This is a genomic window from Microbacterium sp. NPDC059771, from assembly GCF_042732495.1.
In the GTDB taxonomy this organism is placed as follows: Bacteria; Actinomycetota; Actinomycetes; order Actinomycetales; family Microbacteriaceae; genus Microbacterium; species Microbacterium sufflavum.
Genome location: NZ_JBHWHK010000001.1, coordinates 2,031,075 through 2,056,326, shown reverse-complemented (window position 1 = coordinate 2,056,326; position 25,252 = coordinate 2,031,075). Strand labels below are relative to the sequence as shown.

The 25,252-nt window shown below is 70.9% G+C and carries 23 protein-coding genes and 2 tRNA genes; 10 read left to right on the top strand and 15 right to left on the bottom strand.

The window, feature by feature from the left end; all coding sequences use genetic code 11:
• Positions 1-2: 2 nt before the first annotated feature.
• Genes murA through leuC form a run of 3 tightly spaced genes read right to left on the bottom strand, consistent with a single transcriptional unit; the run spans position 3 to position 3,475 of the window.
• Entirely contained in the window at positions 3-1,370 is a 1,368-nt protein-coding gene (gene murA / locus ACFV3I_RS09745) for a UDP-N-acetylglucosamine 1-carboxyvinyltransferase (protein ID WP_136034524.1), read from the bottom strand.
• 60 nt (positions 1,371-1,430) lie between these two features.
• Positions 1,431-2,027: a 3-isopropylmalate dehydratase small subunit gene (gene leuD / locus ACFV3I_RS09740; RefSeq protein WP_136037000.1), complete on the bottom strand. Its 597-nt coding sequence runs from the start codon at positions 2,025-2,027 to the stop codon at positions 1,431-1,433.
• Between the two features lie 2 nt (positions 2,028-2,029).
• Positions 2,030-3,475 (bottom strand): 3-isopropylmalate dehydratase large subunit, encoded by a 1,446-nt coding sequence (gene leuC / locus ACFV3I_RS09735; RefSeq protein ID WP_247638724.1) that lies wholly within the window; start codon positions 3,473-3,475, stop codon positions 2,030-2,032.
• A gap of 187 nt (positions 3,476-3,662) precedes the next feature.
• Between leuC and ACFV3I_RS09730 the strand changes: the two genes are divergently transcribed.
• Together ACFV3I_RS09730 and ACFV3I_RS09725 are read left to right on the top strand one after the other, a co-directional pair.
• Positions 3,663-4,958, top strand: a complete 1,296-nt coding sequence (locus ACFV3I_RS09730) for an O-acetylhomoserine aminocarboxypropyltransferase/cysteine synthase family protein (protein WP_136034517.1) — start codon at positions 3,663-3,665, stop codon at positions 4,956-4,958.
• On the top strand, positions 4,955-6,268 hold the full coding sequence (locus tag ACFV3I_RS09725) for an LLM class flavin-dependent oxidoreductase (RefSeq protein ID WP_247638723.1): 1,314 nt from the start codon (positions 4,955-4,957) through the stop codon (positions 6,266-6,268). Before ACFV3I_RS09730 ends, ACFV3I_RS09725 begins: the two co-directional genes overlap by 4 nt.
• Positions 6,269-6,284: 16 nt before the next feature.
• Here the strand turns inward: ACFV3I_RS09725 and ACFV3I_RS09720 are convergent, their stop codons facing one another.
• A complete protein-coding gene (locus tag ACFV3I_RS09720) occupies positions 6,285-7,292 on the bottom strand; it encodes a TerC/Alx family metal homeostasis membrane protein (RefSeq protein WP_136034513.1) in 1,008 nt (335 codons plus the stop codon).
• A gap of 256 nt (positions 7,293-7,548) precedes the next feature.
• Between ACFV3I_RS09720 and ACFV3I_RS09715 the strand changes: the two genes are divergently transcribed.
• The 4 genes from ACFV3I_RS09715 to ACFV3I_RS09700 all read left to right on the top strand — a co-directional run bounded on the left by ACFV3I_RS09715 (position 7,549) and on the right by ACFV3I_RS09700 (position 11,130).
• Positions 7,549-8,106, top strand: a complete 558-nt coding sequence (locus ACFV3I_RS09715) for a sigma-70 family RNA polymerase sigma factor (protein ID WP_241115020.1) — start codon at positions 7,549-7,551, stop codon at positions 8,104-8,106.
• Complete coding sequence (locus tag ACFV3I_RS09710) at positions 8,103-9,251, top strand: DUF4349 domain-containing protein (protein WP_378822757.1); 1,149 nt, start codon at positions 8,103-8,105, stop codon at positions 9,249-9,251. Before ACFV3I_RS09715 ends, ACFV3I_RS09710 begins: the two co-directional genes overlap by 4 nt.
• Before the next feature lie 89 nt (positions 9,252-9,340).
• Positions 9,341-9,889, top strand: coding sequence for a helix-turn-helix domain-containing protein (locus ACFV3I_RS09705; RefSeq protein ID WP_136034507.1), 549 nt, complete (start codon positions 9,341-9,343; stop codon positions 9,887-9,889).
• A complete protein-coding gene (locus ACFV3I_RS09700; RefSeq protein WP_378822756.1) occupies positions 9,889-11,130 on the top strand; it encodes an MFS transporter in 1,242 nt (413 codons plus the stop codon). The genes ACFV3I_RS09705 and ACFV3I_RS09700 overlap by 1 nt, the downstream gene beginning before the upstream one ends.
• Before the next feature lie 60 nt (positions 11,131-11,190).
• On the opposite strand, the gene ACFV3I_RS09695 is transcribed toward ACFV3I_RS09700, so the two are convergent.
• Positions 11,191-11,263: transfer RNA gene (locus tag ACFV3I_RS09695), tRNA-Glu, on the bottom strand.
• A gap of 152 nt (positions 11,264-11,415) precedes the next feature.
• Between ACFV3I_RS09695 and ACFV3I_RS09690 the strand changes: the two genes are divergently transcribed.
• Entirely contained in the window at positions 11,416-12,054 is a 639-nt protein-coding gene (locus tag ACFV3I_RS09690; protein WP_136036993.1) for an MBL fold metallo-hydrolase, read from the top strand.
• Positions 12,055-12,122: 68 nt separating this feature from the next.
• Positions 12,123-12,593, top strand: a complete 471-nt coding sequence (locus tag ACFV3I_RS09685) for a GNAT family N-acetyltransferase (protein ID WP_247638887.1) — start codon at positions 12,123-12,125, stop codon at positions 12,591-12,593.
• Here ACFV3I_RS09685 and pepN read toward each other — a convergent pair.
• From pepN to ACFV3I_RS09665, 4 genes are all read right to left on the bottom strand, one after another.
• Entirely contained in the window at positions 12,590-15,073 is a 2,484-nt protein-coding gene (gene pepN / locus ACFV3I_RS09680) for an aminopeptidase N (protein ID WP_247638718.1), read from the bottom strand. The two genes, ACFV3I_RS09685 and pepN, sit on opposite strands and share 4 nt — an antisense overlap.
• 206 nt (positions 15,074-15,279) lie before the next feature.
• Complete coding sequence (locus tag ACFV3I_RS09675; RefSeq protein ID WP_378822755.1) at positions 15,280-16,314, bottom strand: DNA topoisomerase IB; 1,035 nt, start codon at positions 16,312-16,314, stop codon at positions 15,280-15,282.
• A 78-nt stretch (positions 16,315-16,392) separates the two neighbouring features.
• Positions 16,393-16,899, bottom strand: coding sequence for a hypothetical protein (locus ACFV3I_RS09670; RefSeq protein WP_378822754.1), 507 nt, complete (start codon positions 16,897-16,899; stop codon positions 16,393-16,395).
• Positions 16,900-16,909: 10 nt separating this feature from the next.
• Positions 16,910-18,181: an MFS transporter gene (locus tag ACFV3I_RS09665; protein WP_206251340.1), complete on the bottom strand. Its 1,272-nt coding sequence runs from the start codon at positions 18,179-18,181 to the stop codon at positions 16,910-16,912.
• Between the two features lie 85 nt (positions 18,182-18,266).
• Between ACFV3I_RS09665 and ACFV3I_RS09660 the strand changes: the two genes are divergently transcribed.
• Both ACFV3I_RS09660 and ACFV3I_RS09655 read left to right on the top strand, forming a co-directional pair.
• Positions 18,267-19,106 carry a hypothetical protein gene (locus ACFV3I_RS09660; RefSeq protein WP_136034903.1) on the top strand — a complete coding sequence of 280 codons (840 nt, stop codon included), beginning with the start codon at positions 18,267-18,269 and terminating at the stop codon, positions 19,104-19,106.
• A 114-nt stretch (positions 19,107-19,220) separates the two neighbouring features.
• A complete protein-coding gene (locus tag ACFV3I_RS09655) occupies positions 19,221-19,580 on the top strand; it encodes a hypothetical protein (protein ID WP_378822753.1) in 360 nt (119 codons plus the stop codon).
• A gap of 74 nt (positions 19,581-19,654) precedes the next feature.
• Here ACFV3I_RS09655 and ACFV3I_RS09650 read toward each other — a convergent pair.
• From ACFV3I_RS09650 to ACFV3I_RS09625, 6 genes are all read right to left on the bottom strand, one after another.
• Positions 19,655-19,726: transfer RNA gene (locus ACFV3I_RS09650), tRNA-Gln, on the bottom strand.
• A 99-nt stretch (positions 19,727-19,825) separates the two neighbouring features.
• Positions 19,826-21,331: a glutamate--tRNA ligase gene (gltX, locus tag ACFV3I_RS09645; RefSeq protein ID WP_206251344.1), complete on the bottom strand. Its 1,506-nt coding sequence runs from the start codon at positions 21,329-21,331 to the stop codon at positions 19,826-19,828.
• Positions 21,332-21,378: 47 nt separating this feature from the next.
• Positions 21,379-21,939 carry a hypothetical protein gene (locus ACFV3I_RS09640; protein WP_378822752.1) on the bottom strand — a complete coding sequence of 187 codons (561 nt, stop codon included), beginning with the start codon at positions 21,937-21,939 and terminating at the stop codon, positions 21,379-21,381.
• A 92-nt stretch (positions 21,940-22,031) separates the two neighbouring features.
• Positions 22,032-23,291 (bottom strand): MFS transporter, encoded by a 1,260-nt coding sequence (locus tag ACFV3I_RS09635; protein WP_378822750.1) that lies wholly within the window; start codon positions 23,289-23,291, stop codon positions 22,032-22,034.
• The gene (locus ACFV3I_RS09630) at positions 23,288-24,067 is read right to left on the bottom strand and encodes a fumarylacetoacetate hydrolase family protein (RefSeq protein ID WP_136034913.1); all 780 of its coding nucleotides are present in this window, start codon (positions 24,065-24,067) and stop codon (positions 23,288-23,290) included. Before ACFV3I_RS09630 ends, ACFV3I_RS09635 begins: the two co-directional genes overlap by 4 nt.
• 68 nt (positions 24,068-24,135) lie before the next feature.
• Positions 24,136-25,236, bottom strand: a complete 1,101-nt coding sequence (locus ACFV3I_RS09625) for a branched-chain amino acid aminotransferase (RefSeq protein ID WP_247638712.1) — start codon at positions 25,234-25,236, stop codon at positions 24,136-24,138.
• Positions 25,237-25,252: the final 16 nt, after the last annotated feature.

The following is a 25,252-nucleotide window of genomic DNA, read 5'->3' as shown; positions in this document are numbered from 1 at the left end:
GCTCACCGGAGGACGTCGAAGTCGGCGCCGAGCGCGTCGAGCTTGGCGAGGAACTTCTCGTACCCGCGGGCCAGGATGTCGACGCCCGACACCTTCGACTCGCCGGAGGCCGTGAGCGCCGCGATCACGTGGCTGTATCCGCCGCGCAGGTCGGGCACGACGATGTCGGCGCCGTGCAGCGGCGTCGGGCCGGTGATGACGGCGGCCTGCTCCAGGTCACGGCGCGGCACGCGGCGAGGGCCGTCCTGCAGCCCGCGCGGGTGCACGACGATGTCGGCGCCCATCTTCACGAGGGCCTCCGTGAAGCCCATGCGGTTCTCGTACACGGTCTCGTGCACGACCGAGCGGCCGTGCGCCTGGGTCAGCGCGACCACGAGGGGCTGCTGCCAGTCGGTCATGAAGCCGGGGTGCACGTCGGTCTCGATCACGACCGGCTTGATGTCGCCGTCGCGCCGGAACAGGATGCCGTCCTCCTGGATGTCGAACCAGCCGCCCGCCTTGCGGAACACGTTGAGGAACGTCAGCATCTCCTGCTGCTTGGCGCCGCCGACGAAGATCTCGCCGTCCGTCGCCAGAGCGGCCGACGCCCACGAGGCCGCCTCGTTGCGGTCGAAGATCGACCGGTGGTCGTAGCCGCGGAGCTTCTCGACGCCCTCGATGAGGATCACCCGGTTCGGCTCGTAGGAGATGATCGCGCCCATCTTCTGCAGCACGGCGATCAGGTCCATGATCTCGGGCTCGATCGCGGCGTTGCGCAGCTCCGTGACGCCCTCGGCGCGCACCGCCGTCAGCAGTACCTGCTCGGTCGCCCCGACGCTCGGGTACGGCAGGTGGATGTTGGCGCCGTGCAGGCGGGTGCCGCCGGTCGAGAGGCGGATGCCGCTCGGCAGCTTCTCGACGATCGCGCCGAACTTGCGCAGCGCGTCCAGGTGGAAGTCGATCGGGCGATCGCCGATGCGGCAGCCGCCGAGGTCGGGGATGAACGCCTGGCCCAGCCGGTGCAGCAGGGGCCCGCAGAACAGGATCGGGATGCGGGACGCGCCCGCGTGGGCGTCGATCTCCTCGAAGTGCGCCGACTCCACGTCGCTCGGGTCGAACACGAGCGAGCCCGGCTCATCGCCCTCCGACACCCGGACACCGTGCACCTCGAGAAGGGAGCGGACCACGGCCACATCGCTGATCGCCGGCACGTCGCGCAGGACGCTCGTCGTCTCTCCCAGGAGCGAAGCCACCATCGCCTTGGTGGCGAGGTTCTTCGCGCCCTTGACGTCGACCCGGCCACGCAGCGGTCGGCCTCCTCGGATGGCGAGGACGTCTCCGGTGAGCGCAGGGACGTCGTCGGGAAGAGCGTCGCGCACGGGTGTCGTCATTGGGGCCTCACTTCGTTCATCGGGGGCGGGGTTACCCCTGGCTCCCCCGCCCCCTCCGTCTCACTGAACGGGGAGGGTCCGCGGCCGCCACGACTCGCGACGGGCCTCGAACTGCGCGATCTTGTCTTCGTTGCGCAGCGTGAGCCCGATGTCGTCGAGCCCTTCGAGGAGCCGCCATCTAGTGTAATCGTCGATGCCGATGTCGGCCTGGATGCCGCCGACCGACGCGGTGCGCGCCTCGAGGTCGACGGTCATCTGCGCCCCGGGATTCCGCTCGATCTCGGCCCAGAACCGCTCGAGGTCGTCCTCCGAGATCGTCGCGGCGAGCAGGCCCTGCTTACCGGAGTTGCCGCGGAAGATGTCGGCGAACCGCGGGCTGAGCACGACCTTGAAGCCGAAGTCGCGCAGCGCCCACACGGCGTGCTCCCGGCTCGAGCCGGTACCGAAGTCGGGACCGGCGACGAGGATCGATGCGCCCTGGTACACGGGCTGGTTGAGCACGAACTCCGGGTCCTGCCGCCATCCGTGGAACAGCGCGTCCTCGAAGCCGGTCTTGGTGACGCGCTTGAGGAACACCGCGGGGATGATCTGGTCGGTGTCGACGTTCGACCGCTTCAGCGGAGCCGCGATGCCCGTGTGGGTCGTGAACTTCTCCATGGTCAGGCCTCTTCCGTCAGGTCGCTCGGGCTGGACAGGGTGCCGCGGATCGCCGTGGCGGCCGCCACGAGCGGAGACACCAAGTGCGTCCGGCCGCCCTTGCCCTGTCGTCCCTCGAAGTTGCGGTTCGAGGTGGACGCGCACCGCTCACCGGGGGCGAGCTGGTCGGGGTTCATCCCCAGGCACATCGAGCAGCCGGCGAAACGCCACTCGGCACCGAAGTCGGTGATGACCTTGTCGAGGCCCTCAGCCTCGGCCTCCAGCCGCACGCGCGCGGAGCCCGGCACGACCATCACGCGGACCCCGTCGGCCTTCTTCTTGCCCTGGATGATCGACGCGAAGGCGCGCAGGTCCTCGATCCGGCTGTTGGTGCAGGAACCCATGAACACGGCGTCGACCGGAACCTCCTTGAGCGGAGTGCCGGGCGTCAGAGCCATGTACTCCAGCGCGCGCTCGGCGGCAGCGCGCTCGTTCGGGTCGGCGATCTGCGCGGGGTCCGGCACCGCGGCGGAGAGGGAGCTCCCCTGTCCCGGGTTCGTACCCCACGTGACGAACGGCTCGAGCTCGTTCGCGTCGATGAAGACCTCCGCGTCGAACTCGGCACCCTCGTCGGTCGGCAGCGTGCGCCAGTACGCGACCGCGTCCTCCCAGTCCTGGCCCTTCGGTGCGTGCGGCCGCCCCTCCAGGTACGCGAAGGTCGTCTCGTCGGGCGCCACCATGCCCGCGCGGGCTCCGGCCTCGATCGACATGTTGCAGATCGTCATGCGGCCCTCCATCGAGAGGGCGCGGATCGCGCTGCCGCGGTACTCGAGCACATAGCCCTGCCCGCCGCCCGTGCCGATCTTCGCGATCACCGCGAGGATGATGTCCTTCGCCGTGACACCGGGGCGCAGCGTGCCCTCGACCGTGATGGCCATGGTCTTGAACGGCTTGAGCGGCAGGGTCTGCGTCGCCATGACGTGCTCGACCTCGCTCGTGCCGATGCCGAACGCCATCGCGCCGAACGCGCCGTGGGTCGAGGTGTGCGAGTCGCCGCACACCACCGTGATGCCGGGCATCGTCAGGCCCAGCTGCGGCCCCACCACGTGCACGATGCCCTGCTCGGCATCGCCCAGCGAGTGCAGGCGCACCCCGAATTCGGCCGCGTTGCGGCGCAGCGTCTCGATCTGCGTGCGACTGGTGAGGTCGGCGATCGGCTTGTCGATCTCCCACGTCGGGGTGTTGTGGTCCTCGGTCGCGATCGTCAGGTCGAGGCGGCGCAGTGGGCGGCCCTCGCTGCGCAGACCGTCGAAGGCCTGCGGGCTGGTGACCTCGTGCACGAGGTGCAGGTCGATGTAGATGAGGTCGGGCTGGCCGTCTTCGCCCTTCACGACGAGATGGTCGTCCCAGACCTTCTCGGCGAGGGTCCTGCGGCGTGCGGAAGGGGCTCCGGAATCGGGGCTGGTCATGGCGTGTCTCCTGTGGCTGGCGGTTCGGCCCACGATGGACTCCGCGACGAGGAGGGGCTCAGATCGAGGTCTCGCCGCGGCCGCTAAGAAGGAGCACGGTCCGCATGACGTCAGGTTACCACCGCTCGGACACGCCGCGACGCGCCGTGACACTCTGTTGCTCACCCGCCCGATCGAGAGGCCCCGCATGACCGTCGACACCGCCCGCTTCGCCACCCGTGCCGTCCACGCCGCACGCCGTCGCGAGACCGCTGCGTCGCGCGCGACCCCGATCTACCTCACGGCCGGCTTCGAGTTCGACGACTTCGACCACGCCGCCGACCACTTCGGCACGGGGACGGGATTCGGCTACACCCGCACCGGGAACCCGACGGTGCGCGCGGTCGAGCGCCAGCTCGCCTCGCTCGAGTCGGGGGCGGACGCGGTGCTCGTGGCGAGCGGTCAGGCCGCTGTGACCGCCGCGGTGCTGTCGGTCGTCGGAGCCGGCGACCACATCGTGTCGTCGACCCACATCTACGAGGGCACCCGGGGGCTCTTCCTCGACAACCTGGCCCGCCTCGGCATCGAGACCACGTTCGTCGACGACATCGCCGATCCAGACGCCTGGCGCGAGGCCATCCGTCCCACCACCCGCGCGCTGTTCGCCGAATCGCTCGCGAACGCCCGCAACGACGTGCTCGACGTCGCCGCAGTGAGCGCGATCGGCGACGAGTCCGCGATCCCGCTGATCGTGGACAACACCCTCCCCACTCCCGCCCTGCTGCGCCCGCTCGAGCACGGCGCAGCGATCGTCGTGCATTCCGCCTCCAAGTTCCTCGCCGGGCACGGCTCCGTGCTCGGCGGCGTGATCGTCGACGACGGCCGCTTCGACGCCGACCGCGCCGGACACAACGCCCCGCACCTCGTGCTCCCCGGCCGCGGCGGACTGCCGAGCGTGTACGCCCGCCACGGCGGCAACGCCCGCATCGCGTACGTGCGGGAGTCGGTCGCGCCGCGCTTCGGCGCCTCCCCCTCCCCGCTCAACGCCTTCCTCATCGGGCAGGGCACGGAGACGCTGGGGCTGCGGGTCGAGCGGCAGTCGCGCAACGCGCTCGCCGTCGCGCGCTGGCTCGCCGCGCACGACGCCGTGGAGAGCGTGGACTACGCCGGCCTCCCGACCCACCCGCACCATGCGACCGCACGACGCTACCTGGACGGCGGCTTCGGCTCGATCTTCACCGTCACGCTGCGCGGCGGCCTCCCCGCCGCGCGTCGTTTCGTGGAGGAGGTCGAGGTGTTCACGCACATGACCCACATCGGCGACGTGCGCTCGCTCGTGCTGCACCCGGGCACCACGAGCCACGCGCAGCGTACGGACGAGGAGCGCCGCGTGCTCGGCGTCGCACCGGGGACGCTGCGCCTCTCGATCGGCATCGAAGACGTCGACGACCTCGTGGCCGACCTGGCGCGCGTGCTCGAGTCGGTGCGGGAGACGGTGGCATGACCAGGCCGCAGCACTTCGGATGGTTCCTCGCCCGCGGCTTCGGCCCGCAGGGGTGGGGCTACCCGTCCCTCGACTGGGACTACGACTGGACGCGGCCCGAGGTGTACCAGGAGGCCGCCCGCACGCTCGAGCAGGCGGGATTCGACCTCGTGATCATCGAGGACAGCCCCTCGCTCGGCTCGCCCGAGACCATCGACCTCCGGGTGCGCCACGCGTTCGGCGGACCGAAGCACGACCCGCTGCTGCTCGCGCCGTACCTCTTCCAGGCCACGCGACACCTCGGCGTGGTCCCCACCGTCAACCCCGCCGCATCGCTGCCGTACACGTCCGCGCGGCAGTTCGCCACGCTGCACCACCTGAGCGGCCATCGGCTCGGCCTCAACGTGGTCACTGACACCGGGAGCGCGCGGCACTTCTCCGACGCCCCGCAGCTCGGGCACGACGAGGCGTACGACCGCGCCGAGGAGTGGCTCGACGGCATCCGGTCGCTGTGGCACAGCTGGGACGACGGGGCGCTCGTCGCCGACCGCGCCACCGACGTGTACGCCGACGGCAGTCGCCTGCGACCCGTCGCGCATCGCGGCCGCCACTACGCGTTCGACGGACCGCTGAACGCCCTGCCCTTCACGGACGGGGAGCCCGCGATCGTCTCGCCCGGGGGCTCCGGACGCGGCCTGGGCTTCGCGGGAGCGAACTCCGACGTGCAGCTGGCCCTCGCCCCGCTGCACGAGAAGTCGGTGCGCGACTATCGCGCGAGAGTGCACGAGGCCGCGGTCGCGAAGGGCCGACGCCCCGAGGACATCACGATCCTGTTCGCCATCCAGCCCGTCATCACGTCGTCGAGCGAGGAGGCCGACCGCATCGTCGCCGCCTCCGCGCGCCCCGACGACGCCGCGCTGCACCAGATCGCCCGCAAGCAGTCGAGCGACCTGGAGACCGACCTCACCACGCTCGACCTCGACCGACCGCTCGACCTGTCGATCTTCGGTGCCCACGTGTCGCGCGGCAGCATCCAGCGGCTGATCGGGGACCGCGGCGAGGACGCCCCGCTGCGCGCTCACCTCACCGCTCTCGCGCGGGCGGGACGCCTCTCCGACCGGACGGGATTCGTGGGCACCGCGGACGAGTTCGCCGACCTCGTCGAGGAACTCGGCGACTGGGGCAACGACGGCGTGCTCCTGTGGGGAGACTTCCACCCCGTCACCCTGCACCGCACCCTCGACGAGCTCGTGCCGATCCTGCGCCGACGCGGGCTGCTCCGGCGCGAGTACGCCGACGGCGGGCTGCAGGCGAACCTGCGATCGTTCTGACGGGCCTCCCGGCCGCTCAGTCCCCGACGGGGGCGCTGCGCCGCTCCGCGCGCTTCTCCCGCGAGGACGCCACGAGGCTGGCCACCGTGGCGACCGTCATCGACACGAGGATGACGCCCAGGGACACCATGTTGTCGATGTCGGGCACCCACTCCACGTGCTGTCCGCCGTTGATGAACGGCAGCTCGTTCACGTGCAGCGCGTGCAGGATCAGCTTGATGCCGATGAAGCCGAGGATCACGGCGATGCCGTAGTGGAGGTACCGCAGGCGGTCGAGCAGATCGCCGAGGAGGAAGTACAGCTGCCGCAGCCCCATCAGCGCGAAGATGTTCGCGGCGAACACGAGGAAGCCGTTCGTGGTGATCTCGAAGATCGCCGGGATCGAGTCGATCGCGAAGATGAGGTCGGTCACGCCGATCGTGATGAACACGATCACCATGGGCGTCCACATGCGCTTCCCGTCGACGGTCGTGCGGATCTTCGAGCCGTCGTACGTCTCGCTGATGTCGATGCGGCGACGCAGCAGTCGCACGATGAAGTTCTCGCGCTTGACCTCGTCCTCGTGGTCGCCCTCCGGCATGGCCTGGCGGATCGCGGTGTAGACCAGGAAGGCGCCGAACACGTAGAAGATCGGCGAGAAGTTCTCGATCACCGCGACGCCGACCAGGATGAACAGTCCGCGCAGGATCAGCGCGATGATGATGCCGACCATCAGCACCTGCTGCTGCAGCCGACGCGGCACGGCGAACTGCGCCATGATCAGCACGAACACGAACAGGTTGTCGACCGAGAGACTGTATTCGAGCGCCCAGCCCGTGATGAAGTCGCCCGCGTTCTGCCAGCCGCCGACGTTTCCCAGCAGCACCGCGAACAGCAGCGCGAGCCCGACGTAGAACACCACCCAGAGGGTCGACTCCTTCGTCGAGGGGATGTGCGGCCGCAGCCGGATGAGCAGGAGGTCGCCGATCAGGATGATCGTGAGCACGACCATCGAGGTGATCTCGAACCAGACGGGGATGTCCAACGGCGCACTGCACCTTTCGCGAGGGGTCGGTGATGTCCGAAAGTCTCTCCCCCGCACCGAAGTGCGTCGCGCGCCCGGAGCAGCGGTGTCGGTGCTCGTGATGACGTTACGCGCGGGTCCGGGATACTCCCTCTCGCCGGAGCCATGCTACCGGAGCATCCGACCTGCGGCGTGAGCGATCGCGTCGGGAATCCGGGTCTGAGACGATGGGCCCGATCGTGACACTCACCGGTGAGAGACACCGAACGGAAACCCGATGCCTTCCCAGACGACTGATCAGAGGTGGGCGGCCCAGGCCGCAGCCGGCGACGAGGGCGCCTTCCGCGAGCTCTACCGGGCCCATGTGCGGCCCGTGTACTGGATCGCGCAGGGCATCCTCGCCTCCCCCGCCGATGCCGAGGACGTGACCCAGGAGACGTTCGTGGTCGCGTGGCGCAAGCTCCCCGGCCTGGAGCTGCAGGGCGAGTCGATCCTGCCCTGGCTCGCGACGATCTGCCGGTTCCAGGCGGCGAACCGCCTGCGCCAGCGTCGCCGCGACCGGGCGCACACGGCGGACGCGGTCGACGAGGAGCTGGCGAGCACGGTCAGCGTGGAGGAGCAGGTCATCACGGCCGCGCTCGCCGCGCGGATCGCTGCCGAGGTGGGCACGCTGAGCGAGCTCGACCGGGAGATCTTCCGGCTGTGCGCGGCGGAGGGCTACGCCTATCAGGCCGCAGCGGAGGAGCTCGGGGTCACGCACGCCGTCGTCCGGAACCGTCTCTCGCGAGTGCGCACGCAGTTGCGCGGCGCCGTGAAGGAAGTGAGAGACGCATGAACGCACAGACTCCCGCCGAGCAGCTCCCCGAGCTGTCGGACGAGGCCATCGCCCGCATCGAGCACGCGGTGTTCGCCGAGATCGCCGAGGAGCGCGCTCCGGCGCGGCCGGCGGAGGGGAAGGCCCGTCGGCGCCGCCGCGCCTGGCTCACCGGAGGCGGGATCGCCGCCGCGTTCGTGATCGGCGTGCTCGTCACCCCGCCGATCCTGCACAGCGTCGGGGGCTCCGCCGTGTCGACGGTCGAGGGACTCAGCCTCCCGGGCGACGCGGTGACCGAATCGTCGACCGACTCCGCGCCGGAGGGCACCACCGCGGTCCCGCCCGGCTCGGTGCCCGGCGACGGCGCGCGCTCCGACACGAGCGGCGGGATGCTGCCCGGAGTGGCGCTGCCGGGGGCCGCCACGGCGGACGCCGGCCGCGACATCATCGCGACCGCGCAGGCCACGGTACAGGTGAGGAGCATCCCCGACGCGGCGGACGCCATCGCCGCGCTGGCCGAGGAGCACGGCGGCTACGTCGAGAGCACCGAGGTGGGCAAGGCGCTCGCGGCGGACGACACCCGCGCGCCCGCGCCCGCCGACTCCGCGTACGGCTGGATCAGCATCCGCGTTCCCTCCACCGACCTCACCGCCGTGATCGCGGCGCTCGGCGACACCGGCGAGGTGCTGTCGTCCTCCACGTCGAAGCAGGATGTGACGTCGACCGCGATCGACCTGCGGGCACGCGTCGACTCGACCAGGGCGTCGGTCGACCGGCTCACGCAGCTCATGGCGCAGTCGGGCAGCGTGTCGGAGCTCATCGAGGCCGAGGTGGCTCTCACCGACCGGCAAGCGCAGCTGGAGTCGTACGAGCAGCAGCTCGCTGCCCTCGACGATCAGGTGGCGATGTCGTCGCTGCAGGTGCAGCTCACGAAGGCCACCGCGCCGAGCACGGCCGACCCCGCTGGTTTCGGCGACGGTCTCCTCGCGGGGTGGAACGGCCTCGTCGTGTCGCTGAACGCACTGGTCATCGCGGTGGGCTTCCTGCTCCCCTGGCTGGCGGTCGCCGCGGTGGTCGTGCTCGTGGTCTGGCTGATCCGTCGGTCGCGTCGCACCCGCCGGAAGCACTCCGAGGCACCGGCCGCGCGCACGGGCGACGAGGGCTGACGGCGAGAGGGACCCGACTCGCAAACCTGATTTTCCGGGGTATACAAGAACTCTTGTGCACCCGCCGACCCCGCCCTAGCGTGATGCCCGTGGAAGACATCTCCGTGATCACCGCCGTGCACCACCCGCTGCGCCGCCGCATCTACGACTACCTCCTGCTCTACGGCACGTGCCAGGTGACCACGCTCGCGCGCGCCCTCGACAGCCAGGTCGGCAGCATCAGCCATCACCTGCGCATGCTCGAACGCGCGGGCGTCGTCGAACGCGCGCCCGATGAGTCGGACGACCGCCGCACCAGCTGGTGGCGGGTGGCCCGACGAGGGCTCACCTGGTCGGTGGACGACTTCGCCGACTCCCCCGCCGATGCGCTGCTCGCCCGCGAGGCGCAACGCCAGGGCATCCGCATGCAGATCGACCGGCTCCAGCGCTGGCACCGGCACCGGGACGACCCCGCCTATGCCGGGTACGACGCATCCAACACCGAGACCACCGCGTGGGCCTCCCCCGACGAGCTGCGGGACCTCTCCGCGCGGCTGCTGCAGACCATCCGCGAGTGGCAGGGCGGCATCGCCCTGGACGACGGCCAGGAGCGCGTGCCGGTTTTCGTGTTCGCCCACGCATTCCCCACGGAGCCCTGATGACCGCGGTCGAGGAGCCGGTCGAGCTCGCGCCGCCTCCGCCGTTCCGGCGCGACCGCCTGGTCCATGCCTGGATCGGCGTGAAGGCCCTCTCCGACGCAGGGGATGCGCTGTGGACCATCGCCCTGGCGTGGACGGCGGTGCAGATCGCGTCCCCCGCGGTCGCCGGGCTCATCGTCGCCGCCGGAACCCTCCCCCGGGCACTGATCCTGCTGTTCGGCGGGGTGCTCGCGGACCGCGTGGACGCCCGCCGCGTGATGCTGCTGTTCACCGTGGCCCGCGTGGCTGTTCTCGTCGCGGTCGCCCTGTGGGTGCTGGCGACGCCCCCCACCGTCGCCGTGCTGGTGTTCGCCGCGGTCGCGTTCGGCGTGTGCGACGCGTTCTACGAGCCGTCGGCGGGCACCATCGCCCGGCAGCTCGTGCGCACGTCCGACCTGCCGTCGTACGGGGCCGCCGCGCAGACGGCCTCGCGACTCGGGACGATGGGCGGTGCCGCCGCCGGTGGCCTGGTGGTCGCGCACACCGGGCTGGTGGGCAGCGCCTCGGTCAACGCGCTCACCTTCACGGTCGTCCTGGCGTTCCTCGCCCTCTGGCTGCGCCCCCGGTTCCGCCTGGCGCGTGCCGCCCGGCAGTCGGGTCTGCGCGGCATCGGCTCCGGCTTCGCGCACCTGGCGGCGAACCGCACCACGCGCACCCTGGTGATCGCGCTGTCGGGGCTGAACCTCGCCGTGGGGCCGGCCGTGGGCATCGGTCTGGCGCTGCGTGCGCACGACGAGGGCTGGGGCGCCCAGGCCGTCGGACTGTTCGAGGCGCTGCTGGGCCTCGGCGCCGCGCTCGGGGCGGTCTCAGTCGCGAAGTGGCGTCCGCGGCGCGAGGCCTACGGCGGATTCTGGGCGCTGGTCGTGCAGGGGGCGGGGATCGCGGCACTGGGCGTGGGACCGGCCTGGACGGTGGGAACGGCGGCTTTCGTGATCGGCGCCACCGCAGGGTTCGCCTCGGTGCTGCTGAGCGCGACGTTCTCCGCGACGGTCGACACCGCGTACCTCGGACGGATGGGCGCGCTCACCCGCCTCGGCGATGACTGCCTGATGCCGGCGGCGATGGCCGGATTCGGGGCGCTCGCCTCGGCGACCGCGGTCTGGGTGCCGTTCGCGGTGTTCGGCGGGGCGATGATGGCGCTCATGATGGTCCCCCTTCGCACGGCGGCTTTCCGCATCCTGTCGCTGCGACCCGCGGGATGAGCACCTGCCGCAGACGACGAAAGCCCTCCGGGCAAACCGGAGGGCTTTCGTCGTGTTGTGTGACCCCAGCGGGATTCGAACCCGCGTTACCGCCGTGAGAGGGCGGCGTACTAGGCCGCTATACGATGGGGCCGTCTGGCGGAGCGTTTCCGTCCCGCGACAACCGTTCAAGTATGGCACGGCCGTTCTCTGCGCGCCAAATCGGCACCGCGTCCGCGCGACTCCCGGGCGTGGCGCGCCGTCGCGGTGATTGCCGCGACCGCCACGGAGCGGTTGACTCATGTCATGCGCGTCTCCAAGTTCGAACATGCCGCCCTCCGTCTCGACCTCAACGGTCAGACCCTCCTGATCGATCCCGGCTCCTTCACCACGCCGCCCGACGACCTCAGCGGACTCGTGGGGGTCGTGCTGACCCACGAGCACCCCGACCACTGGACGCCGGAGCAGCTGGATCGGATCCTCCGTGCCGCGCCCGGCACCCCCGTCTACGGCCCGGAAGGGGTCGCCCGGGCGGCAGACGGCTACGACATCACGGTGGTCTCGCCCGGCGACACGATCGAGGTCGGACCGTTCACACTGCGTTTCTTCGGCGGCACCCACGCCGTGATCCACTCCTCGATCCCGACCATCGACAACGTCGGCGTGCTCGTGAACGACGAGCTCTACTACCCCGGCGACTCGTACGCGGTGCCCGAGGGCGTGGACGTGCAGACCCTGGCCGCACCGCTCGGCGGCCCGTGGCTCAAGATCGGCGAGGCGATGGACTACGTGCTCGCCGTCAAGCCGCGCCGGGCGTTCGGCACGCACGACATGACGCTGTCCGTGATCGGCAGGAACATGCACCGGCAGCGGCTGCAGTGGGCGACGGAACAGAACGGCGGCGAGTTCTTCGTGCTCGACCCCGGCGACACGCTCGACCTGTGAGCACCCCACCGCGGTCGGCCCCGCGACGGCTCCTGCCCCGCCCCACGGAGCGGCTCGTGTTCCGCGAGATGATCGACGACGACCTCGACGACCTCGCCGCGCTCCTCGGCGACCCCGCGGTGATGACCTACTATCCCGCGCCGAAGACCCGCGCCGAGAGCGCCGCGTGGATCGTCCGCATGCGCGAGCGCTACGCGCAGGACGGGCACGGCCTGTGGACCCTGGAGACCCACGACGGCGCGTTCGTTGGTGACTGCGGTCTCACGTGGCAGTCGTCGAACGGGCAACCCGTGCTCGAGGTCGGCTACCACGTGCGCGCGGAGCTCCAGGGGCGCGGCTACGCCACGGAGGCCGCACGCGCCTGCGTCGAGCTCGTCGGGCGCGAGCTCGCGCCGACGCTGCTGACCGCGATCATTCACCCCGACAACACCGCGTCCCGCCGGGTCGCCGAGAAGCTCGGCATGCGCCACATCGACGACGACCGAGCGCACCCGTGGATCGTGCGCACGGTCATGGGGATGAGCGTCGAGCCGATCTAGGCCTGGCCGGCGCGGACCCGGAGATCCCGCGCCAGGTGGTCGCGCTGCTCCACCACGAGGCGACGCAGCGCCGCCGGGGCGTCCGCGTTCGCATCGAGCCACGCGTCGACGGGGTCGAGCGTGTCACCGGCCGGGAACAGCCCGATCACCAGGCGCTGCGCCAGCTCGATGCTCCGCTCGCTCCACGCGTCGCGGATGCGGGAGAAGTACTCCGCGTCGAAATCGGAGATCAGGTCGCGACGGCCGCCCGCGCGGAACCCGGCGATCTCGGCGTCCAGGTGGTCGTTCGTCAGCGAGCGGTCATCCCAGGCAGCCGCCCAGGCCGCGGCGCGCACGGGCGCCTCCGGGCGCGACGCGCGGGCACGGCGGGCGGCCGTGCGTCCGTCGCCGGTGTCGTCCCGCTCCTCCTCCGCCGCGATGTCGGCACCGTCGGCGTGTCCGGTGGTGACGAGCGCGGTCAGCAGCTGCCACCGCAGGTCGGGATCGATCACGAGACCGTCCGGACCCCGGCCGTCGAGCATGTCGCGCAGGTCGGCGTGGTGCACATCGTCGAACGCCGAGGCCGTCGCCAGCGCTCGCGCCCACGACAGCTGCGCGTCACTTCCCGCCTCCGCGGCCTGCAGCGCCGACCAGGCGGCCTCCGTCCAGGCGCGCTGCTCCTCGACCCGGCGTTCGTCGGCCACGAAGTGGCGCACGGTGAACGCGGCGTTCTGGATCGCCGCCCCCAACAGTCCGCCGTTCGGCTCGGCCGGGGCGTGAGCACGGGCGATGCGCAGGAAGCGTCCCGCATCGAGCTCACCGTCGCGGGTCGCGTTCCACAGCGACGACCACACGAGCGCCCGCGCCAGGGGGTCCTCGATGGCCGAGAGCGACTCCTCCGCGGTCGCCAGCGAGCGGTCGTCCATTCTCGCCTTCGCGTAGGTGAGGTCGTCGTCGTTCAGGAGCACGAGGTCCGCTTCGGGGACGTCGAGCTCGACCCGCTCGCCGGGAAGGTCGAGCTCCCGCTGCTCGCGGCGGACGATCCGACCGTCGACCCGGTCGTAGAAGCCGATGCGGAGCCGATGCGGACGGGTCCCGCTCTGCACGAGGGTGCGGCGGCCGTCGTCGTCCGCCTCGATCCACAGCGTCGAGACCCCGGTGGTCTGCAACCACGCCGCCGCCCAGTCGCTCATGTCGCGCCCGGACGCCTCGCTCAGCACCACGAGGAAGTCGTCGAGCGTGGTGTTGCCGAAGGCGTTCGCCGCGAAGTAGCGTCGCGCGCCCTCGAAGAACGCCTCGTCGCCGACGTAGGCGACCAGCTGCTTCAGCACCGAGGCACCCTTGGCGTACGTGATGCCGTCGAAGTTGAGCTTCGCCGCCTCGAGATCGGGGATGTCGGCCACGATTGGGTGCGTCGTCGGCAGCTGATCCTGCTGATAGGCCCACGACTTGCGCCGCATCGCGAACGTGACCCAGGCGTCGTGGAAGCGCGTCGCCACCGCGGACGCGTGCGAGCCCATGTAGTCGGCGAACGACTCCTTGAGCCACAGGTCGTCCCACCAGGTCATGGTCACGAGGTCGCCGAACCACATGTGAGCCATCTCGTGCAGGATCGTGTTGGCCCTGGCCGCCCGCTGTGCGTCGGTGGCGGCACCGCGCGAGAGGTAGGACTCGGTGAAGGTCACCAGCCCGGGGTTCTCCATCGCGCCGAGGTTGTACTCGGGTACGAAGAGCTGGTCGTACTTGCCCCAGGGGTACGGATAGGCGAAGGCCTCGGTGAAGAAGTCGAGCCCCTGCCGCGTGACCTCCAGGATCTCGTCCGACTCGAGGTGCTCGGCCAGCGAGCGTCGCACGAACAGTCCGAGGGCGATGCGCTGCTCGTCGCGCGTCCACTCCCCGTCCACGCGGGTGTACGGTCCCGCGGCCACCGCGGTGATGTAGCTGGAGATCGGCAGCGTAGGGGCGAACTCCACGCGCTGCACGCCCACGCCGAGGTCCACATGGGCGGGCGACTGGTTGGACAGCACTTCCCACCCCGACGGCGCATCGACCACGAAGGTGTACTCGGCCTTGAGGTCGGGCTGCTCGAAGCACGCCATCACGCGGCGGGCGTCCGCCGGCTCGTACTGCGTGTACAGGTAGGTGCGGTCGTCGGCGGGGTCGTGGAAGCGGTGCAGCCCCTCCCCCGAGCGGCTGTAAGCGCCGACCGCCTCGACCCGCACCACGTTGGACGGTGCCAGACCGGTGATCGCGATCCGTGCTCCGTCGTAGTCGACCTCGCGCTCCTCGCCGTTCACCTCGACGCGGCGCACCTCCTCGCCGATGAAGTCGAGCCAGGTCGCGTCGGTCGTCGCGTCGAACTCCAGCGTGGTCGCGGTGGGGAATCCGGTGCGGGCCCGCTCCGGCGCTCCGGTCAGGTCGAGCTCGACGCGGATGCGGTGGAGGGTGACGGCCGCGGATCGCGCGGCGGTCTCCTCGCGGGTCAGGTTGGCGGTGTCCATCCTTCCATCCTGGCATCCTGGAGCCGTTCGCACGGCCTCGGCGAGGTTCAGACCTGGACGAGCCGATGCCCCCGGTTCCGCGGAGAGCCCCCGGGACGCGGCCTGCCGGGCCGACGCGACGGCCTCGTCGCCGCGCGACCGGGTCCCGGCCGCGGTACGCGGCGTCAAGACGCGCGCGCAGTGCTGGCCGGTGGTCGCGGCCGTGCTCACGCGGCTCGTGCCGCTGCTGATCGCCGCCCTCTGCTCGTCCCTCGCCGGTTGACCTTGCGGGAGGTCTCGGGACCGCCGAGGAGGCGACGGATCGCGGTCTCCGGGGTCACGTCGAGATCGAGGGTGCGTCCGCGCGCGTACTGCCGGAACACGCGCGGGTCGATGTAGCTGTTGCGGGCGACGGCAGTCGTGTTCCCGAGCGCGGTCGCTGCGGCCTGCACGGCCAGCCGCTCGGCCTGCGCGCGCTGACCCTTGCGGTCGAGGGCCCCGATGCGGGCGAGGGCGTCGGCGGCGATGATCGTGCCGTGCAGCGTGCGGAAGTCCTTCGCCGTGAAGCTCGCCCCCAACACGTCCTTGAGGTACGCGTTCACCTCCGCGGGCGTGATCTTCACACGCCTCCTCCCCTTGCGGTACGCGAGCAGGAACGCATTCGAGGCTCCCGCCGCGAAGTCCGTGAGCGCCTCCGCGAGGGCCTCGTCGGTGATCTCGATCGAGGCGGTGCGACCGCTCTTGGCGGGGAACGACAGTGCGACGTCGCGGCCGCTGAGCCGCACGTCGCGGCGCCTCAGCGTGGTCAGTCCACGGCTGCCGTGACGCGCGAGGTACCGCTCGGATCCGATGCGCAGGGCCGCGTCGTCGAGCAGTCGGAACGCGATCGCGAGGGCCCTGTCCTTGGTCTGCCCCTCTTCGCGCAGCGCCCTGGTCACCTGCGCCCTCGCGCTCGGGAGCGCGGAGGCCAGATCGAGGGCGCGCACGAACTTCCGGCGGTCGCGGGAGACGCGCCACAGCGGGTGGTAGAGGTACTGCTTGCGGTCGGCCTGGTCGATGCCGACGGCCTGGATGTGCGCGAGCGGATCCGCCGCGATCCATACGTCGCGCCACGCGGGCGGGATGACCAGGTCGTTGATGCGCTCCCGGTCGGCCTCGGGCGCTGGTGCGCCGGTCGGGTCGACGTAGCGGAACCCGGAGCCCGACCGCTGTCGACGGAACCCCGGGTCGACGCCCGGCACCACCCTGATCAGCCGCGCCATCCCTGCTCCTCCCGCCGTCGTCGTTCCGGTCCCCTGAAGCCTGCCTCGGGTGCGACCGGACGAAAAGGGAGTGGCGCGTCACCCGGCCGAGGTGCTATCCGCGGGCGGATCCTTCGCGAAGACGGAGCGCATGTGGTCGCTGGTGAGGAAGTCGGCGATGCCGATCATGATGAGGCTGAACACGATCTGCTCGGTCACCATCCACACCGGGTACAGCCCGGGGATGGCGGCCATGACGAGCGTGATGACCGGGAAGATCTGCGCGAAGAGGCGCAGGCGCTGGTAGGCCCAGCGCCAACCACGACGGGCCCGCCAGGCGAAGTAGAACAGGGTCGCCGTCATCGCCAGCACGATGAGCGTGCGCATCCACACGGCGAACGGCACCCTCTCGCCGTCGACGGCGAGGATCAGCGCGACAACGACGGCGCCGACCCCGAGCACCAGTTCCGCGACCAGCAGCCAGAGGATCCAGGTGAAGGCGCGCACGGTCTTCGGATGGGTGCGTCCGGCCTCGCTGATCGCGACGCCGGCCTGCCGCCCGCCGGCGATCCGATCGAGGCGGAGGAAGAGCGATTCGAGTGCCATGCTCCGGAGCCTAGACCGCGGCCTCGCCCGCGACCTCCTCCGTTCGATGGAGGGGGACGCCGTTCGCCTCCGAAGGCACCACGCGCTCGAGCACGAGAGCCAGAACGCCCACCGCCAGACTTCCGGCCACCATCACGCCGATGAACCAGCCCTGTGCACCCGCGCCGAGCAGCAGACCGGCCACCAACGGCCCGGTGATCGCTCCACCCTGGAACGCCGCCGAGTTGATCGCGTTGTAGCGGCCCCGGGTGCGGTCGGTGGCGAGGTCGTTGTAGATCGCGGGCACCGTCGGCTGCAGCATCGTCTCCCCGAATGCGAACACCCCCATGAACGCGATCACCCCGATCGCGGCCGCGAGCGAGTCGGGCAGCAGCCCCGCAGCTCCGAGCGCGACCCAGGACAGGGCCCAGATGAGCGCCATCACCTGCATCACCCGCGTGCGACGCTTGCCGGAGATCAGCCGGAGCACCGCGAACTGCAGCAGCACGATCACCGCGGTGTTCACGGCGAAGGAGATGCCGACCACCTGTGTCGACACCTCTGCCACCTGTCGCGCGAACGCCGGGAAGCCGGCCTCCAGCTGTCCGTAGCCGATGAAGACGGAGAGGAAGGTGAGCAGCGTCAGCCACAGCACCGCGGGCCGGCGCACGATCTCGCGGTAGCCACCCGCCGTCTCGTCGGCCGGGTCGTGGTCGGGCTGCGTGCGCACACGTCGCAGCGGCCCGAGGAGCAGCGCGAGCGGGATGAGACTGGTCGCCGCGTCGATGAGGAAGATCGTGGTGAAGGTCGCGGGATCGTCGACGTTCACGAAGAACCCGCCGACGATGCCGCCGACGCCGATGCCCAGGTTCACGAGCGCGAAGTTCACGCCGAAGTACTGCTGGCGGAGCTCACCCTCGACCACCGAGGCGATCAGGGCGTTGAACCCCGGCCAGGAGACGCCGAAGTTCACGCCGATCAGCACCACGGCCACGGTGGCCACGGCAGGATGCGTCGCGTACGCCAGGAGCGTGCACCCCGCGATCATCGCCAGCAGCCCCGTGATCAGCACGCGGCGGGCACCGAAGCGGTCGATGAGCGTGCCTCCCGGACCGGTCACGACGAGCCCGGTGATGGCGATCAGGCTCATCAGCGCGCCCGAGAGCCCCAGGTCGAACCCGCGGACCTCGTGCAGGTAGATGATCGTGAACGGCAACGTCATGCCCCGCCCGAGCGTCTGGATGGCGACGGTGGACAGCAGCCAGCGCCCCTCGGTGGGCAGCGCTTTCCAGAAGGAGCTCATTCCGATCACCTCGGTAGTGTTCCAGGGTCTTCCGACATCGGCCGCGCGGCCTGCCGATCCGGCGCCGAACCGATATTCTGCGACCATGCCGCTGTCATACGAGGAGTTCCGATCGTCCCTGCTGAGCGACGAGGGGCTGCAGGCCCTCGGCCTCCCGCTGACCGCCGCCGAGGCCCAGCGCGTGCAGGCCGACGACCAGGCGAGCCGCAGCTGGTACGACTACTGGCTCACCGTCAGCGGCCAGGCCACGCCGCCCGCCGCGACCGTCGCCGCGACGATGCCCCTGGGCGGCCACGACCTCCCCACGTCCGCGCCGACCGCGTACCCCGCGGCGTACGGCGCGACCACCGAGGCGTACGCGACCGGCGCCGCTCCGTTCGCCACCCCGCCGCTCGACCCGAACGCCCCGCCCGCCGACGGCACCGGCCGCAAGAGTCGTGCGGGGCTCTGGATCGCGCTGTCGATCGTCGGCGCCCTGCTGCTCATCGCCGCGATCGTCACGGTCTACGCCGTGGTCACGGCGCGCCACTGGACCAAGGTCGACGTGCCGGAGAAGCCCGAGACCTTCCACAGCGAGGAGTACGAGACCGGCGCCTACCTCGTCGCCGACGACGGGGTGAGCCCGTGCTACGTCGACCAGGACTGGACCGACTGCATCGCCGCGATGGAGGCCCAGTACGCGGGGGCGTGCGCCGGCGTGGAACTGGTGCCGACCGCGGCCGACCTGTGCGCACAGCACCGCGCCGAGATCGACCGGATGATCGCGGAGGATGTCGACGGCACGTACGTCGCCTCCCTGGGCGACTTCGGACACCTCACCCGCACGCCGGAGACCGCGACCCGCCAGGTATCCAACGACGACTATGAGCCTGCCGTGACCCACGAGGCCGTCTGCTACCTGGGCTTCCTCGGGGAGTGCGAGTAGCGGGGAGCACGGTTCGGTCGCGTTGGCGTCCTCATATGCGGACATGACGGCGGATCTGGCGTACCCTCGCTCCGTCGGGAGCGGCCCATGCTCCCGGGTCGCTGAGGAGCACTGATGCACGCCTTCTATCGCGAAACCCGCCGCGTCGCGGCTTCCGTCCTCGCCGGAGCGCAGCTCTACTTCGCGGTCTGGAACGCGGCGAACCACCACGGCGTCGCCGCCGTGCTGACCACCGTGGCACCACTGATCGCCGCGGCGCTGCTCCTGGCCGCCGTCTTCGTCAGGAAGCGCGGCCCCCTCGACATCCTCGCCTTTTTGGTGTCCGCACTTGCCGCCGCGGTGTGCTGGGGCGCCTCGACGGTCACGCCCGACATCCTGACCTATCTCCCCGCCGTCACCGCATCGATCGCGTTCGCCAGCATCGCCCTGGTGCTCCGCGCGGAGCAGACCGGCCCGCCGGCGAAGACGCCGTAGCGTGCCCGCCCTCGCCCGAGAACGACAGAAGCCCGGAGCCGCATTCCTGCGGATTTCCGGGCTTCTGTGAAGTGCTGGGGTACCTGGACTCGAACCAAGAACAACTGAACCAGAATCAGCCGTGTTGCCAATTACACCATACCCCAAGGGCGAAACCGGAGCCTCGCACCGAGAGTCAAGCTTACCCGAGCGGCGACCGATCGCCAAAACCACCGGCGTGTGCCGCCGCTCGGGCGCGTCGCGGCTCAGTCGGCCAGGAACGCGGCCAGGGCGCGCAGTCGCCGCAGCGACTCGTCCTTGCCGAGCAGCTCCATCGACTCGAACAGCGGCGGCGAGACGCGGCGCCCGGTGATGGCGACGCGCGGCGGCCCGTAGGCCACGCGGGGCTTGAGCCCGAGCTCGTCCACGAGCGCCGTCGACAGGGCCTCCTGGACGTTCTCCGGGGTGAAGTCCTGCACGGGCTCGAGCGCGGCGACGCAGGCCTCCAGGACCTCCGCGGCGTTCGCCGGCAGGCCCTTGAGCGCGTCGGCGTCGTACGACACCTCGTCGCGGAAGAGGAAGCCGAGCATGCCCGGCACCTCACCCAGCAGCTGCACCCGCTCCTGCACGAGCGGCGCGGCGCGGAAGGCCAGCACGAGCTGCTCGTGGGTCGGCTCGTCGAACAGGCCGGCCGCGGCGAGGTACGGCACCGAGCGCTCGGCGAAGTCCTTCACGTCGAGCATGCGGATGTGGTCTCCGTTGATCGACTCCGCCTTCTTCTGGTCGAAGCGGGCCGGGTTCGGGTTCACGTTCTCGATGTCGAACGCGGCGATGAACTCGTCGAGCGAGAACACGTCACGGTCGGGGCCGATCGACCAGCCCAGCAGCGCCAGGTAGTTCAGCAGCCCCTCGTGGATGAAGCCGCGCTCCCGGTGCAGGAAGAGGTCGGCCTGGGGGTCGCGCTTGGAGAGCTTCTTCGTGCCCGTCTCCCCCAGCACCAGCGGCATGTGCGCGAAGCGCGGGACGAAGGTCGTCACCCCGGCGTCGATCAGCGCGGCGTAGAGCGACAGCTGACGGGCGGTGGAGGGCATGAGGTCCTCGCCGCGCAGCACGTGGGTGATGCCCATGAGCGCATCGTCGACCGGGTTCACGAAGGTGTACAGCGGCACGCCGTTCGGACGCACGACCACGAAGTCGGGGAACGACCCGGCCGGGAAGGTGACCTCGCCGCGGATGAGGTCGACGTACGTGAGGTCCTCGTCCGGCACCCGCAGGCGCAGGGCCGGCTGGCGGCCCTCCGCGCGGAACGCCGCCTTCTGCTCATCCGTGAGGTCGCGGTCGAAGTTGTCGTAGCCGAGCTGCTTCGCCCGACCGTTGGCCTCGTTGCGGGCGTCGATCTCCTCCGCCGTCGAGTAGCTCTCGTAGAGCGCGCCCGTCGCGAGCAGCTTGTCGATCACTCCGCGATAGATGTCGTGCCGCTCGGACTGGCGGTACGGTGCGTGGGGACCGCCCACCTCGACGCCCTCGTCCCAGTCGATCTCAAGCCAGGTGAGCGCGTCGACCAGCTGACGGAAGCTCTCCTCGCTGTCCCGCGCGGCGTCGGTGTCCTCGATGCGGAACACCATCTTCCCGCCGTTGTGGCGCGCGTACGCCCAGTTGTACAGAGCCGTGCGGACCATGCCGACGTGCGGCAGCCCCGTCGGAGAGGGGCAGAAGCGGACGCGGATGTCGGCGCCGCTGGCGGTCGTGGTGAGGGGGTGAGGAGTAGCCATAGCCTTTCGATTCTACGGGTGCGCGGGGCTCAGCCCGCGGCGCTCGCTCAGCCTCCTGGGCAGTCGCAGTCGCCTCCGCTGTGGCACTGGCAGATCGGTGGCGGGTAGTCCGCCGCCGTCACCGACTCCCGAACGTCGAGGTCCCTGAATGGGACGACCTCGTCGTACCTGTCCGCGTCCGGGATGTCTCCGCACACGCCGTCCTCCGCACGGATCTCGGCGGCGGCCTGCGGGAAGACGAAGTCGACGCACGTCGCGGCGCTCGACTGCTGATACCAGTGCCCGCCGCCGGTCGTCGCACCGCCGCCCACGACGAGAGTGAGGGTCACGGCGTCCTCGGCGTCGTCGAGGGCCACCAGGGTGTACAGACCGGATCCGTCTTCGGCACCCTCACGCGCGTCGTGGACGAAGCCGAGTCCGGCGACGGCCGCTTCCGGGTCGCTGACGATCTGGTCGCGGTACTCCCACAACGAGTCCTGCGCGTCTTCCACGGACTCGGCGAGGCTGTCCCTCACCAGCGTCCCGATGCTCGGTGCACACCCGGTGAGCGCGCCGACGATGACGACGAGCGCAGCACCTGCGGCGACTCGTCCGGCCTGGGAGGACATGGCTCGACCGTAGCGCAGTACACACCGCCTCCGCGTGAGCTCAGCGGATGGCGCTCAGGGCGATCGCCGTGTGACGGCTCCCCCGCCGTCGGTCACCGCGCAGTGGTCCGCGCGAGCGGCGAGAACACCACGATCGCGAGGACGAGCACGGAGGCGGCGATGCCGAGGCCCGCGTACTGGAAGTTCGACAGCACGATGCCCGCGAGCACGGAACCGGCGGCGGCCGAGAGGCTCATGAGCGAGTCGCTGCGACCCTGGCGGCGCGTACGCAGCTCGGGCGCCGAGGCCTCGGTCAGCAGGGCGGCGGCCGCCACGGTCGCCGCGCTCCAGCCCAGGCCCAGCAGGATGAGCGCGACCATCACACCCCACGCCTCGGTCCCCGTGAACACCGCGAACGCCAGCGCGCCGCCCAGGAGCACCTGCCCCAGCAGCACCACGCGCAGCCGCCCCCACCGGTCGGCCAGCACACCGAACACGGGCGACAGCGCGTACATGCCCCCGACGTGCAGCGCGATCGTGATCCCCACCAGGGCCGAGACGTCGGCCGGGGTCGCCGCAGCGCCGTGTGCCCCGTGCGCCATGTGCGACAGGTGCACCGGGGTCATCGCCATGACCGACGCCATCACCACGTGGGAACCGGCGATGGCGAAGATGGCGTAGCGCGCGACCCGCGGACGGTCGACCGCCGTCGTCCCGGTGGCGGCGGCCGCCTGCGTCGCGAGGCGCTGCGCCGCGAGGAGCGGGTCCGGGCGCAGCGCCACGAGGTACAGCACGAGCGCGGCACACTGCGCCACGAACGAGAACACGTACGACCCGGTCTGCGGCGGCATCCCGATCGCGTGGCCGACGACCTCGCCGGGGCCGAGCAGCAGCGGTCCCGCGACGCCGCCGATCGTCGTCGACCACACCACGATCGACAGATCGCGGCCGCGGTGCTGCGGGGCCGCGAGGTCGGTCGCGGCGAACCGCGACTGCAGGTTGCCCGCGTTGCCCGCACCGATCAACAGGATGCCGACGAGGAGCAACGGGAACACCCGGACCGAGGCCGCGAGGATCACCACGGCGATGCCGACCAGGGCGAAGAGGTTGCCGAGCGTGAGCGCGCGGCGTCGACCGAGCCGTGCCGCCAGCCGAGCGAGCGGGATCGCGCACAGTGCCGCGCCGAGCGTGACGGAGGCGGTCGCCAGCCCGGAGAGCGCGTCGCTGCCGGAGATGTCGGCCGCGAGCAGAGCACCGAGCGAGACGGTCGCCCCGAACGCGATGCCCCCGAGGACCTGCCCGAGCGACAGCACGAGGACGGTGCGCCGCTGCACCGCCGTCTGCTGCGCCGCCGTCAGGGCGCCGGAGGTCATGTCGCGGGAACGGCGTCGCGCGCGGTGTTGCGGAGGATGCCGAGGCCGGAGATCTCCACCTCCACGACGTCGCCCGCCGTGAACGTGCCGACACCCGCCGGGGTCCCCGTCATGATCACGTCACCGGGGAGAAGGGTGAACACGGCCGAGGCGTACGCGATGATGTCCGCCACCGAGTGGATCATGTCGGTGAGCGGCGCGTGCTGCCGCACCTCGCCGTTGACCCTGGTCTCGATGGTCGCCGTCGACGCGTCGAAGTCGGTCTCGATCACGGGGCCGAGCGGGCAGAAGGTGTCGAAGCCCTTCGCCCGGGACCACTGTCCGTCCTTGCGCTGCAGATCGCGCGCGGTGACGTCGTTGCCGATCGTGTAGCCGAGCACGTAGTCGAGGGCGTTCTCCGCCGTGACGTTCTTGGCGATCTTGCCGATCACGACCACCAGCTCACCCTCGTACTCGGTGCGCTCGGACAGGGCGGTGGGACGCACGATCGCGTCGTCCGGGCCGATGACGGCCGTGTTCGGCTTGAGGAACAGCAGCGGCTCCTCGGGCGCGACCCCACCCATCTCGGCGGCGTGGTCGTGGTAGTTCTTGCCGACGCACACGACCTTGGAGCGCGGGATCACGGGGGCGAGGAGCTTCGCCTCGGCGAGCGGCACCCGGTCGCCGGTGGTCTCGTACCCGGCGAACATCGGGTCCCCGGCCAGCACCACGAGCTCGCGCTCGTCGATGATCCCGTACATGATGGCGTCGTCGTGGCTGAACCGGGCGATCTTCATGCGTCCAGCCTAGCGACGACGAAGACCCCGGACCGGGCGAGCCGGCGCGGGGTCTTCGGAGGTGGGGATCAGGCGTCGAGGCGCACGAGCCAGCCGTGCTTGTCCTCGCGGCGGCCGTACTGGATGTCGGTCAGCTCCTCGCGCAGTGACAGCGCCAGCTCGCCCAACGGCTGGGGCTCGTCGAAGCCCTCGCCCACCAGCGCACCGATGGGGGTGACGACGGCGGCCGTCCCGCACGCGAACACCTCGACGATGTCACCCGAGGCGACGCCCTGGCGCCACTCGTCGATCGAGATCGGTCGCTTCTCGACCGTGTAGCCGCGGTCTTCCGCGAGCTGCAGCAGCGAGTCGCGCGTGATGCCCTCGAGGATGCTGTCGGACTCCGGGGTGACGACGCGGCCGTCCTTGAACACGAACACGACGTTCATGCCGCCGAGCTCCTCGACGTCGCGTTTCTCGTTGAGGAACACGACCTGGTCGCAGCCCTTGGCGGCGGCCTCGGCCTGCGGGAGGAGGCTCGAGGCGTAGTTGCCGCCCGTCTTCGCCTTCCCGGTGCCGCCCTTGCCCGCGCGGGCGTAGTCCTCCGAGAGCCAAATGCGCACCGGCTTCACACCGCCGCTGAAGTACGCGCCGGCCGGGCTCGCGATCACGTAGTACGCCACCTTCTGCGCCGCGCGCACGCCCAGGAAAGCCTCCTTGGCGAACATGAACGGCCGCAGGTACAGGCTCTGGTCGGCGCCCGACGGCACCCAGCGACCGTCGACGGCGATCAGCTCGCGCAGCGACTGGATGAAGTACTCGGTGGGCAGCTCCGGAAGCGCCAGACGACGCGCGCTCGCCTGCAGGCGCGCGGCATTGCGGTCGGGACGGAAGGTGTGGATGGACCCGTCGGCGTGACGGTAGGCCTTGATGCCCTCGAAGATCTCCTGCGCATAGTGCAGAACCGAGGCGGCGGGGTCGAGCGGGATCGGGCCGTAGGGCTGCACGCGCGGACGGTGCCAGCCGCCCTTGGCCGACCAGCAGATGTCGACCATGTGGTCGGTGAAGACGACCCCGAACCCGGGGTTCTCCAGCACCTCGGCGAGCCGCGTCGGGCTCGCGGCGTTCAGGTTCTTCGTCACGGCGAACTCCAGGGGAGCCACGCTCGTCTCGGCGTCGATCGTCGTCATGTCGTCATCCAATCCT